Genomic DNA, 12,107 nt, shown 5'->3' with positions numbered 1-12,107 from the left:
CCCCAGGAACGCCGAGCCCATGACCTCCCTCCGCCGCCCGCTCCTCCTGCTGCTGGGCTTCCTGGCCTTGTCCGCCTGCGCCACGCGGCCGCCGGCGGACGAGCCGGAGGCCGTGGCCGAGTACGAGCAGAACAACGACCCGGCCGAGCCTTTCAACCGCGCGATGTATACGGTGCATGACGGCATCGACACGGTGCTGCTGCGCCCCGTCGCCCAGGCCTATCGCTTCGTCATCCCGCAGCCGGTGCGCGGCGGCGTCCGCAACGTGCTGGCCAATCTGCGCAGCCCGGTCATCCTGCTGAATGACGGCCTGCAGGGCGAGACGCAGCGCTTCGGCGAGACGCTGGGCCGCTTCCTGCTGAACACCACCCTGGGCATCGGCGGCATCTTCGACGTCGCCAAGGATTTCGGCCTGCCGCCGCATTCCGAGGATTTCGGCCAGACCCTGGCGGTCTGGGGCCTGGGCGAAGGGCCGTTCATCTTCATCCCGGTGCTGGGCCCGAGCAACCCGCGCGACCTTCTGGGGTTTGGTGTTGACCTTGCCGCCAACCCGATCACCTGGGTGGTGGCCAATGGCGACAACACGTTGGAGACGCTGGGCTGGGTGCAGACCGGCCTGACCATCGTCGACACGCGGGAGGGGCTGCTGGACGCGATCGACGCCGTCAACGAGACCAGCCTCGACCCCTATGCCACGCTGCGCAGCGCCTACCGCCAGCGCCGCGCGCAGGAAATCCGCAATGGCGGCGACCGGCCCGCCCCGGCCAATGCCACCGGCACCGGCTTCGGCGCCGGCGCCGGCATCCAGGCGCCGCCGCGCAACTGACCCCCAGGCGCGCGATGCGCCGTCGAGCCCCAGGCGCGGAACGCGCCGTCGAGCCTCAGGCGCGCAGCGCGCCGCCTAATCCCAGGCGCGAGCAGCGCCGTTGAACATGGACCACGACGCGCGGCCCGCTCCTGGCAGCGGGCTGCTGGCCTGGCCCTTTGAGAAGAGACCGAACCGGATGTTTCGCCGTTCCCTGCTGGCCACCGCTCTGGCCACCCCTGCCCTTCTCGCCCTTGGCGCCCGCCCGGCCCGGGCGGAGATGGACATCACCCGCGCCGCCGGCTTCGTCGAGGCGACGGGCCAGGAGCTGGTGGGCGTGATCAATGCCAACCAGGCCGTGGCCGCTCGCCGCCAGCGCGTCGCCGCCGTGCTGCGCAAGGCCGTCGACGTCGACGGCGTCGGCCGCTTCATCCTGGGCCGCTGGTGGCGCACCGCCACCCCGGCCGAGCAGCAGGACTACATGAAGCTGTTCGAGGAGACGCTGATCCGCAACCTCTCCGCCCGCTTCGGCGAGTATGAGGGCGTGCGCTTCAGCCTGGGCCGCAGCCAGCAGCGCACCGAGGACGATGCGCTGGTCAACACCATCATCGAGCGGCCGAATTCCGCCGCCTTCAGCCTGGACTGGCGGGTGGGCGATGTCGGCGGCCAGCCCAAGGTGGTCGATGTGATCGCCGAGGGCACCTCGCTGCGGCTGACCCAGCGCAGCGAATATTCGGCGGTGATCAGCCGCAATGGCGGCAAGGTGGCGCCGCTGCTGGACGCCATGCGCAACCAGATTGCCCAGCTGGCGGCCCGCGAAGGCCGCTGACCCGCCGGGCCATCGCCCAAGGAAAAGGCCGGTCCCCCGCCTGGGGGCCGGCCTTTTTCATGACGACGAGAGCAGGGATCAGCCGCGGCGTTCGAAGCGGGCATAGACCCGGCGGGCGTCGAGGCTGTGGAAGACCTGGCTGCGGACCAGGTCGCGGGCCGGCGGCACCGCCAGCAGCGCCTCCATCTCCCCGGCCTCGCGCCAGCGCGGCTGCCAGCCGAGATAGGCTTCCATCCAGGCCGCCTCGATCGGCGCCTCGGCGGCGCTGCCGACCAGCAGCACGCCGCCTGGCTTCAGCGCGGCGAAGGCGGCATCCACCAGCGCCTCGGGCGTCGGCGTCGCCGGCATCTCGGGCACCATGATCAGGTCGAAGCAGCCGCGCAGATAGGGGCGGCGGACGAAATAGGCCAGGCCGCAGCGCAGGCCCCGCACCGGCAGGCCCGGCGGCAGGCCGCGGCGGAGCCGCCCCAGCGTCTCGGCCTCGGATTCCTGCGCCACCCAGCGCGCCACCGCATGGCCGGCGGTGACCAGCCCGGCCTCGCGCAGATGGTGGGCGCCCAGCGTCAGCACCTCCAGCTGCGGCCGCCGCTCGGCCATGCCGTCGACGACGCGGGCCAGGAAGCGGGTCTGCGCCCGCAGCGCCGCCGGGTAGCCGAGCTCGGTGGTGGCGGTGAACAGGTCGCGCCCGGCGCGCGACAGGCGGCCGACCAGGCCGGCGGCCGAGTCGTGCTCCAGCAGCAGGTCCAGCACCGTGGCGCAGGGGCCGGTGGCGGCCAGCGGGCCATAGGCGCCCTGGCTTTCGGCGACCAGCGGGTCTTCCAGCATCAGCCGCTGCACCGGATGGGTGCGCAGCAGGGCGCAGGCTTCGGCCCAGCCGGTGATGTCGTTGTCGTTGCGCAAGCGTGCGCAAAGCCCCACCAGGCGCCGCAGCGCGTAGGGGGCCCAGCCCGGTTCCCAGGCCTGCTCCACCAGATCGTCCAGCGCCTCGGCCAGGCCCCGGCGATCCGACAGATCCAGATGGGCAACGAGGCCCGTGGTCAGCGTCGCGTCCGGCATGATGCGCTCTCCTTGGTTTGATTGCAGCCGGTTCACCTCCTGAGGGCATCATCAGAATAGGGGATAATACGTCGTACAAGGCGACGGATTCCCACCATGTGGCAAGATTGCCGATGCGACAGGCAGCCCAGGCCAGGGTTGCCCCCGGTGGAGGCAGCCGGTTCCGCGCAGGCGCCCTGGCGGCCGGAAAGCGGATTGCCCTGCCCTGGTGCGCTGCTTGCATAATGCTTCCGGGAAACGATCCGGAAACGAGGCCAGGCGATTGCGCGCGGATGTGGAACTGATCAGCGTCACCAAGCGATATGGTGGCGCCGTCGCGGTGGACGGGATCTCACTGGCGATCCCCCCGGCCAGCTATTGCTGCCTGCTCGGCCCCTCCGGCTGCGGCAAGACCAGCACGCTGCGGATGATCGCGGGGCATGAGGCGATCTCGGCCGGCGATATCCTGCTGGCCGGGCGCAATGTGACCGACCTGGCGCCGGTCGAACGCGGCACGGCGATGATGTTCCAGTCCTATGCCCTGTTCCCGCACCTGACCGCGCTGGAGAATATTGCCTTCGGCCTGCGCATGCGCGGCGTCGGCAAGGCGGAGCGGCTGGCGAAGGCCGGCGAGTACCTTCGCCTCGTGCAGCTGGAAAAAATGGCGGAGCGGCTGCCGGCGCAGCTGTCGGGCGGGCAGCAGCAGCGCGTGGCGCTGGCCCGCGCGCTGATCACCCGGCCGAAGGTGCTGCTGCTGGACGAGCCGCTCTCGGCGCTCGACCCCTTCCTGCGCGGCCAGATGCGCGAGGAGCTGAAGCGGCTGCAGCGCGAGCTCGGCATCACCTTCATCCATGTGACGCATGGCCAGGAGGAGGCGATGGCGCTGTCCGACATCGCCGTCGTCATGGACCATGGCCGCATCGCCCAGGCGGCGCCGCCGCGGGAGATCTTCGAGCGGCCGGCCAGCGCCTTCGTCGCCCGCTTCATCGGCGGCCACAACGTGCTGCGCTTCCAGGGCGGGCGCTATGCCGTGCGCACCGACCGCAGCTGGCTGGCCCCGGGCGAGAACGCCCCCGGCCTGCCCGGCCGCGTCACCGCCGTCGAATACCAGGGGCCCGCGGTGCGGGTCGTCCTGGCGCTGGCCGACGGCCAGGCCGCCGAGGCGGTGCTGACCGACGCGCATTTCCACGCCGCCCCGGTCGCCCCGGGCGATGCCGCCTCCCTCGGCTGGGAGGCGCAGGACGCGCATCCCCTGCCCGAGGACGCCTGACGAACCACCCCCCGCCCGCCAATCCCGGCCTGCCTGACAGGAGCGCGTTCACCATGACCGACAAGAAGACATCGATCACCCGCCGCGGCGCGCTGGCCCTGGCCGGCGCGGCGCTGGGCAGCGGCGCCGTCACCGGCTTCCCGACGATCTGGGCGCAGAACATCCGCAACATCACGCTGCGCCAGCTCGGCACCGGCGTCTCCGGCCTGAACCCGATCGCCGAGCAGGTGAAGAAGGACCTGGGCTTCAACCTGCAGCTGACCGTCACCGACACCGACGCGGTCGCGCAGCGGGCGGCGACCCAGTCGCGCAGCTTCGACATCGCCGACATCGAGTATTTCAGCATCAAGAAGGTCTATCCGACCGGCGTGATGCAGCCGATCGACACCACGAAGATCAAGCTGGCCGACAAGATCGTGCCGATCTTCACCACGGGGAAGCTGACGCCCTCCAGCGTCGTGGCCCAGGGCACCAGCCCCTATTCGGTGGGCTTCGTCGAGAATGCGACGGCGAAAACCTTCGCCAGCCAGCGCACGCCGCTGATGACGCTGCTGCCGACCATCTACAACGCCGACACGCTGGGCATCCGCCCCGACCTGGTCGGCCGGCCGATCACCCATTGGCGCGACCTGCTGGACCCGGCCTTCAAGGGCAAGGCCAGCATCCTGAACATCCCCGGCATCGGCATCATGGACGCCGCCATGGTCGCCGAGAGCGCCGGGCTGGTGAAATACGCCGACAAGGGCAACATGACGCGGGCGGAGATCGACAAGACCGTCGCCTTCCTGATCGAGGCCAAGCGCGCCGGCCAGTTCCGCGCCTTCTGGAAGAGCTTCGACGAGAGCGTCAACCTGATGGCCTCGGGCGAGGTGGTCATCCAGTCGATGTGGTCGCCCGCCGTGACCGCGGTGCGCTCGCGCGGCATCCCCTGCACCTACCAGCCGCTGGCCGAGGGCTATCGCGCCTGGGGCTCGGGCCTCGGGCTGATGCGCCACCTCTCCGGCCTGCAGCTGGACGCGGCCTATGAATACCTGAACTGGTACCTCTCGGGCTGGGTCGGCGCCTTCCTCAACCGCCAGGGCTACTACTCGGCGGTGCTGGACACGGCCAAGACCTTCATGACCGAGAACGAGTGGGGCTACTGGATGGAGGGCAAGCCCGCCTCCAGCGACATCATCGCCCCCGACGGCAAGGTGATGGAGAAGACCGGCGCGGTGCGCGACGGCGGTTCCTTCCAGGAGCGCATGGGCCGCGTCGTCTGCTGGAACTCGGTGATGGGCGAGGACCGCTACATGGTCCAGAAATGGAACGAGTTCATCGCCGCCTGATCTGACGCCGCGGGCGGGGGCCCTACCCCCCGCCCGTCCTATCGCTGGCCCGGAGCGCCGATGACCCGCTTCTTCCCCTGGATCCAGACCGCGCCCCTGGCGCTGGTGCTGGCCGTCTTCCTGCTGGTGCCGGTGGGCATGCTGGTCGTCGTCAGCTTCTACGACTACGACGCCTTCAGCCTGATCCCGGCCTTCGTGCTGACCAACTACCAGGAGCTGTTCACCTCCCCGGTCACCTGGCAGACCTATCTGAAGACGGTCTACTTCGCCGGCATCACCTGGGGAGTGACGCTGGGCCTGGGCTTCTGGCTGGCCTATTTCCTGGCCTTCGTGGTGCAGAACCAGGCGCTGCGGATGGTGCTGTTCATCCTCTGCACCGTGCCCTTCTGGACCTCGAACCTGATCCGCATGATCGCCTGGGTGCCCTTCCTCGGGCGCAACGGCATCCTGAACAGCACGCTGATCAGCATCGGCGCCATCGACCGGCCGCTGGAATTCCTGCTGTTCTCCGACTTCTCGGTGATCCTGGCCTTCGTGCACCTCTACACGCTGTTCATGGTGGTGCCGATCTTCAACACCATGATGCGCATCGACCGCCGCCTGCTGGAGGCCGCCCACGACGCCGGCGCCAGCTTCTGGCAGACGCTGTGGTGCGTCATCCTGCCGCTGACCAAGCCGGGCATCGGCATCGGCAGCATCTTCGTGGTCGTGCTGGTGATGGGCGACTTCGCCACCGTGCGCCTGATGAGCGGCGGCCAGAGCGCCTCGGTCGGGCTGATGATCAGCAACCAGTACAGCGCCATGCAGTACCCCGCCGCCGCGGCCAACGCCGTCGGCCTGCTGCTGATGGTGCTGCTGGTGGTCGCCGCCATGCTGCGCGTCGTCGATATCCGGCGGGAGCTCTGACCATGCCCGGCCGCGTCGCCCGCCTCCTGCTCGGCACCCTGTTCGGCGCCTTCATGCTGTTTCTCTATGGCCCCACGCTGACCATCACCATCCTGTCCTTCCAAGGACCTGACGGCGGCCTGACCTTTCCGATGAACGGCGTGTCGCTGCACTGGTTCGTGCGGCTGTTCCAGCCGCAGGCGGTGGGCGACCTGGGCGCCGCCATGACCCGCACCCTGCTGCTGGCCGCTATGGTGACGGCGACCACCGTCGTCGTCTCGCTGGCCGCGGGCATGGCCTTCCGCCGCCGCTTCGCCGGCAGCACCACGCTGTTCTACCTGACGGTGGCCAGCCTGATCGTGCCCTCGCTGCTGGTCAGCCTGGGCATCGGGCTGATGTTCAACCTGATGGAATGGGAGCCGGCCTGGTACAGCTCGGCCTTCGGGGCGCAGCTGACCTGGACCCTGCCCTTCGGCCTGCTGATCATGTTCGCCGTCTTCAACCGCTTCGACCGCAGCTGGGAAGAAGCCGCCCGCGACATGGGCGCGACGCCCTGGCAGTCCTTCTGGCACGTGGTGCTGCCGATCATCGCGCCCAGCGTGGTGGGCATCGCGCTGTTCGGCTTCACCCTGTCCTTCGACGAATTCGCCCGCACCCTGCTGACGGCCGGCAGCGGCAACACCCTGCCGCTCGAGATCCTTGGGATGACCACCACCGTCACCACCCCGGTGCTCTACGCCCTCGGCACCATGTCGACCGCGGTGTCCTTCCTCGTCATCGGCGGGGCGATGCTGGGGATGCGGCTGATGGGGAAGAAGAGAGGGATCTGAAGGAAAGTCTTCTTTTTCAGAGAAGCGATTCTGAAGAGAAGAATCTGGGGGCATTGAATGCCCCCAGGCCCCCACATTCATTTTGCGTGGAACTATGAAGTCGCCGAGGCGACCCGGCGCAGGCGGAAATTATTATAATAATCCCCTGCAGCGTCCCGCCTCAGGCCTCATGGCGCCAACAGATGGCGGGGTCCGGGGTGATACTATCACCCCGGCGGGGTGCAGGGGCGGAGCCCCTGCTGCTTCAGAAGCCTTCTCCGAAAAGCCTTCTCTTCAAAACACCAACCTGATCCGCGCCAACCCCAGCAACGGCCGCGGCTCGTCCGGCAGGCGCTCGGCGCCGGCGGCGATCTGGCCGTCCAGCGACAGGTCGCCCGGCCCGAAGCGGCCCAGCGCGATATCGCCGCCCAGCACGTATTGCGGGCGGGCGTCGAAGATCGGGCTGCGCAGGCTGGACAGCGGCAGGGTGCTGGCCACCGCGACCTTGCCGCCTTTCTGGCCGACCAGGTTCGCCACCACGTAGGAATCCTTGCGGGCGAAGGGCACGGCGCCGCCGAAGGCCGCGCGCAGGGAATAGCCGGCATCGTCCTGCGCCTGTGCCGCCGGGGCGCCAGCGAGCGCCAGCAGGCCGGCCAGCAGGGCCATGCCGAAATATCGCGACAGAATCATCCGGGCCTCCTCGATACGCCTGGCCCGTTTGCCTTCCCTGCCCCCTCGATATCGCCGCCCTCGCCTCATTTCCACCACAAATAGGGCAGGCGCGCCTTATTTCATCTCTTCGTCACCCCCTGTAACCCATTGGGCACACATGGAAACGCCGCGCTCCAGCTTGGGGCGCGGCGTTCAATTACGGCGAAATTGGGGCAGAATGCGGCGGATCAGCCCGGGGCGCGGCGGCTTTCATAGACCAGCATGCGCACCCCATCGCGCGGGAAATCCTCGACCGCCTTCAGGCCGAGATCCTCCAGCACAGCGCGGGAGGCCAGGTTGTCCTCGCGCGCGATGGCGATGATGCGCGGCAGCCTGGCCTGGCCATGGCCGAAGTCGATGGCGGCGCGGGCGGCCTCGCGGGCATAGCCACGGCCGCGGGTATGCGGCCACAGCGCGAAGCGCAGCGCCACGCCGCGGCCATCCGGGCGCTCCGACAGGGCGACGATGCCGAGGAAGGCGTCGTCCCCGGCCAAATGCACCGCCCAGGTGCCGTAGCCATGCCGCGCCCAGAAGGCCTGGTCTTCCGCGAGCTCGCGGGCGACCGCCTCCGGCGGGCGGATGCCGTTCAGCATCAGCCCGAAGGCGGCCTCGTCGCCTTTCAACGCGGTGAGATCGGCCAGATGGGCCGGGCCGACGGGACGCAGCGTCAGCCGCGACGTGCGCACCGTCTGCGGGGATTCCACCCGCGAAAGGCCATCCATGGCGTTACCGGGTGAGCGGCCGGTACTTGATCCGGTGCGGCTGGTCAGCCGCCGCGCCGAGGCGTCGACGTCGATCCGCCTCGTAGGCCTGGTAGTTGCCCTCGAACCATTCGACGTGGCTGTCGCCCTCGAAGGACAGGATGTGGGTGGCCAGCCGGTCGAGGAACCAGCGATCATGCGAGATGATCACGGCGCAGCCGGCGAACTCGACGAGCGCCTCTTCGAGCGCGCGCAGCGTGTCGACGTCGAGGTCGTTGGTCGGCTCATCGAGCAGGATGACGTTGTGCGGGTTGCGCAGCATCTTCGCCAGGTGGACGCGGTTGCGCTCACCACCGGAGAGCACGCCGACCGGCTTCTGCTGGTCGCCGCCCTTGAAGTTGAAGGCGGCGGCATAGGCGCGGCTCGGCACCGCGCGCTTGCCCATCATGATCATGTCCTGGCCGTCGGAGATTTCCTGCCAGACGGTGCGCTTGTCGTCGAGCGTGTCGCGGCTCTGGTCGACATAGCCCAGGCTGACGGTCTCGCCGACCTTCAGCGTGCCGGCATCCGGCGTCTCCTTGCCGGTGATCATCTTGAACAGCGTCGACTTGCCGGCGCCGTTCGGGCCGATGACGCCGACGATGCCGCCGGGCGGCAGCTTGAAGGACAGGTTGTCGATCAGCAGCTCGTTGCCGAAGCCCTTGCGCAGCTCGCTGGCCTCGATGACCGTGTTGCCCAGGCGGGGGGCCGGCGGGATCTGGATCTCGGTCGGGTCGGGCGCGCGGTCCTGGCTCTTGAGCAGCAGGTCCTCATAGGCCGCGATACGCGCCTTCGACTTCGACATCCGCGCGGCGGGCGAGCGGCCGATCCATTCCTGCTCCTCGGCCAGCTGGCGCTGGCGCGAGCTCTCCTCCTTCTCCTCCTGCTGCAGCCGCTTGCGCTTGGCGTTCAGGTAGGCGGAGTAGTTGCCCTCATACGGGATGCCGCGGCCGCGATCGACCTCGAGGATCCAGTTGGTGACGTTGTCGAGGAAGTAGCGGTCGTGGGTGACGATCAGCACGGCGCCCTGGAACTCGCGCAGCGTCTTCTCCAGCCAGGACACGCTCTCGGCGTCCAGGTGGTTGGTCGGCTCGTCGAGCAGCAGCAGGTCGGGCTTCTCGAGCAGCAGCTTGCACAGCGCGACGCGGCGGCGCTCGCCGCCCGACAGCGTGGTCACGCCGCTGTCGGCGGTGGGCGCCCGCAGCGCGTCGAGGGCGATGTCGATGGTGCGGTCGAGGTCCCAGCCCTCGGCCGCGTCGATCTTCTCCTGCAGCTCGGCCTGCTCGGCCAGCAGCTCGTTCATCCGCTCCTCGGTCATCTCCTCGCCGAACAGCATGGAGATCTCGTTGAAGCGGTCGAGCTGCCCCTTGAGGTCGCCGAAGGCCTCCATGACGTTCTCGCCGACCGTCTTGCTGGCGTCGAGCTGCGGCTCCTGGCTCAGATAGCCGATCTTGATGCCGTCCGCCGCCCAGGCCTCGCCGCCATATTCCTTGTCCTGCCCGGACATGATCCGCATCAGCGTCGACTTGCCGGCGCCGTTCGGGCCGAGCACGCCGATCTTGGCGGTGGGCAGGAAGGACAGGGTGATGCCTTTGAAGATCTCGCGCCCGCCCGGGTAGGACTTGGTGAGATCCTTCATCACGTAGACGTACTGGTGAGCGGCCATGTCAGCGGGATCCCCGGGCGGAAGGTCGGAAGGGCGTCGGCGAAAGAAGGTCAGGGGCGGTTCTAGCCAGCGCCGGGCCGCGCGCCAAGCGTAAGGGTTGCGCGGCTCCCCCGCGTCGGCGGGATCAACCGGCGCGGACCTGGTCGCGTCCGGCCGCCTTGGCGGCATAGAGGGCGAGGTCGGCGCGCTTCAGCAGCGCCTCCAGCGAGGCGTCGCCCGGCCCGGCCTCGGCCACCCCGAAGCTGGCGGTCAGCCGGCGGCGGCCGGGGATCGGCGCCGACAGGCTGGCCGCGGGCAGGACGATGGTCGCCAGCACGCCGCGCAGCCGCTCGGCCAGGGCCATCGCCTCGGCGAGGTCGGCGCCGGGCACGGCGATGGTGAACTCCTCGCCGCCCAGCCGGCCGAACAGCGCGCCCGCGGCCAGGCGCGGGGCGCAGCGCTCGGCCGCCAGCCGCAGCACGGCATCGCCCGCGGCATGGCCGGCGCCATCATTGATCGCCTTGAAATGGTCGAGGTCGAAGGCGACCAGGGCGAAAGGCCCACCCCCCGCCTGCTGCCGCCGCAGCGCGGTGGCCGCCTGATCGAGAAAACTGCGGCGGTTGGCGATGCCGGTCAGCCCGTCGGTCTCGGCCTGGCGGCGCAGCGCCTCGGTGCGCTCGGCGACGCGGGCCTCCAGCCCGTGATTGGCCTCGGCCAGCGCCGCCTCCGCCTCGCGCCGCTCGCTGACCAGCGCCTGCAGGGTCAACACGTTCATGGCGCAGAGCACGATCAGCATGCCGACCGACAGCATCGGATTGCCGCCGCCGCCATTCTGGAAGGGGCCGAACCCCGCCACCGTCCCGGCCGAGGCGATGACGCAGAGCAGCGTCAGCAGCGTGTAGGCGGCGCGCAGCGAGATCCGCAGCGCGATCCAGGACAGCGGCACCGCCAGCAGGAAGACCAGCTGCGCCGCCGGCAGGCCGGGCGGCAGCTTCAGCGCGAAGAGGCCGGCGCCGAGCAGCGCGGTGCCCAGCCAGACGGCGCCGTCCAGCAGCGGCAGCCGCGGGCCGGCGCCGCTGTCGGGGGTGCGCTCCACCCGCAGCCAGAGCAGCAGCGAGGGGGCGAAGTAGAAGGTTCCGCCGGCATCGCAGAGCAGCCAGCGCCCCGCCTGGGCCGGCAGCTCGTCCAGCGCCACGCCCTGCAGCCACCACAAGCCGAGGCTGCCGATGCTGGCGGTGATGGCGGCATGCAGCAGCACGGCGCCGGCCAGGAAGGCGACGACGCCGCGGAAGCGGGTGAACAGGCCGGTCGCCGGCCGGAAGGCCCGGGTCAGCCGGGCGCCGGCCAGCGGCCCCAGCGCATTGCCCAGCGAGATCACCGCCGCCAGCGCCGCGCCGCCCTCGAACACCGCCGCGTTCACCGCGAAGGAGCCGAGGAAGATGCCCGGCAGCAGCCGCCAGCCGCCCAGCATGGCGGCGGTGGCCGCCAGCCCCGCCGGCAGCCAGATCGGCGCCGGGAACAGGCCGAAGGCGGCGAAGAAGCGCCCCACCGCCCAGCCCAGCGCCAGATAGGCCAGCAGGACGGCCAGGTTGGCGCCCATCCAGAAGCCCAGCGAGCGGCCGGCGGCCCAGCCCGGCGCGGCCTGCGCGGTGGCGCGGTGCCCGGCGGCGGTCAGGCGCCGCGGCGGCCGGAGGCTGCCGAAGATGCGATCGGGGCGCGGCAGCGGCAGGCTGGCGGACACGGCGACTCCTGGAGGGGGCAGCGCCGGGAGAGCGGGGCTGAAGGGGGTTGTCGCGGCATCTCGCGCAAAGTTGAGGTCAGAGGCAAGGGCCGTGCGGACCGGTCCCCCGCGGCATCTTTGTCTGCGCTGCCGCCCAGGGCAGCGAAGCTCCTGCCGGGGCGGCGGGGCGGGGCCGCCCAGGCCAGGCAGCGCCCCGGTCGGCGGCCGCGCAAAGCTGCCGGGCGCATGCCTGTCCTGCGCAAGGCTTTTTCCGTCGACGGGCGATCGGGCCGGCAGGTTCGGGCCGCGCCTGGCGCCCCCCTGGCGCCC

Annotated in this window: 11 protein-coding genes; 6 read left to right on the top strand and 5 right to left on the bottom strand. The window is 70.3% G+C overall.

From position 1 onward, the window contains the following. The first annotated feature begins 19 nt into the window (after window positions 1-19). Window positions 20-826, top strand: a complete 807-nt coding sequence (locus tag GVN67_RS24775; RefSeq protein ID WP_159999994.1) for a VacJ family lipoprotein — start codon at window positions 20-22, stop codon at window positions 824-826. A 178-nt stretch (window positions 827-1,004) separates the two neighbouring features. Next, on the top strand, window positions 1,005-1,634 hold the full coding sequence (locus GVN67_RS24770; RefSeq protein WP_159999993.1) for a phospholipid-binding protein MlaC: 630 nt from the start codon (window positions 1,005-1,007) through the stop codon (window positions 1,632-1,634). A 78-nt stretch (window positions 1,635-1,712) separates the two neighbouring features. Here the strand turns inward: GVN67_RS24770 and GVN67_RS24765 are convergent, their stop codons facing one another. After that, a complete protein-coding gene (locus GVN67_RS24765; protein WP_159999992.1) occupies window positions 1,713-2,690 on the bottom strand; it encodes a hypothetical protein in 978 nt (325 codons plus the stop codon). A gap of 262 nt (window positions 2,691-2,952) precedes the next feature. Here GVN67_RS24765 and GVN67_RS24760 point away from each other — a divergent pair, with 262 nt between their 5' ends. From GVN67_RS24760 to GVN67_RS24745, 4 genes are read left to right on the top strand one after another with little or no spacing between them, the layout of a single operon-like run. After that, window positions 2,953-3,939, top strand: coding sequence for an ABC transporter ATP-binding protein (locus GVN67_RS24760; RefSeq protein WP_159999991.1), 987 nt, complete (start codon window positions 2,953-2,955; stop codon window positions 3,937-3,939). 53 nt (window positions 3,940-3,992) lie between these two features. After that, complete coding sequence (locus tag GVN67_RS24755) at window positions 3,993-5,267, top strand: PotD/PotF family extracellular solute-binding protein (protein WP_159999990.1); 1,275 nt, start codon at window positions 3,993-3,995, stop codon at window positions 5,265-5,267. Between the two features lie 60 nt (window positions 5,268-5,327). Beyond that, window positions 5,328-6,173, top strand: a complete 846-nt coding sequence (locus GVN67_RS24750) for an ABC transporter permease (protein ID WP_159999989.1) — start codon at window positions 5,328-5,330, stop codon at window positions 6,171-6,173. A gap of 2 nt (window positions 6,174-6,175) precedes the next feature. Continuing rightward, window positions 6,176-6,982: an ABC transporter permease gene (locus GVN67_RS24745; RefSeq protein WP_159999988.1), complete on the top strand. Its 807-nt coding sequence runs from the start codon at window positions 6,176-6,178 to the stop codon at window positions 6,980-6,982. A gap of 273 nt (window positions 6,983-7,255) precedes the next feature. On the opposite strand, the gene GVN67_RS24740 is transcribed toward GVN67_RS24745, so the two are convergent. The 4 genes from GVN67_RS24740 to GVN67_RS24725 all read right to left on the bottom strand — a co-directional run bounded on the left by GVN67_RS24740 (window position 7,256) and on the right by GVN67_RS24725 (window position 11,798). Next, the gene (locus tag GVN67_RS24740; RefSeq protein ID WP_159999987.1) at window positions 7,256-7,651 is read right to left on the bottom strand and encodes a hypothetical protein; all 396 of its coding nucleotides are present in this window, start codon (window positions 7,649-7,651) and stop codon (window positions 7,256-7,258) included. Window positions 7,652-7,860: 209 nt separating this feature from the next. Further along, entirely contained in the window at window positions 7,861-8,394 is a 534-nt protein-coding gene (locus GVN67_RS24735; protein WP_159999986.1) for a GNAT family N-acetyltransferase, read from the bottom strand. A 4-nt stretch (window positions 8,395-8,398) separates the two neighbouring features. Then, complete coding sequence (gene ettA, locus GVN67_RS24730) at window positions 8,399-10,078, bottom strand: energy-dependent translational throttle protein EttA (RefSeq protein ID WP_159999985.1); 1,680 nt, start codon at window positions 10,076-10,078, stop codon at window positions 8,399-8,401. Window positions 10,079-10,202: 124 nt separating this feature from the next. Further along, window positions 10,203-11,798, bottom strand: a complete 1,596-nt coding sequence (locus GVN67_RS24725) for a diguanylate cyclase (RefSeq protein ID WP_159999984.1) — start codon at window positions 11,796-11,798, stop codon at window positions 10,203-10,205. Window positions 11,799-12,107 lie beyond the last annotated feature (309 nt).

Source organism: Roseomonas sp. 18066, from assembly GCF_902706185.1.
Taxonomy (GTDB): Bacteria; Pseudomonadota; Alphaproteobacteria; order Acetobacterales; family Acetobacteraceae; genus Pseudoroseomonas.
Note: the sequence above shows the minus strand (reverse complement) of the source record. Positions and strands in the feature narration are given on the sequence as shown.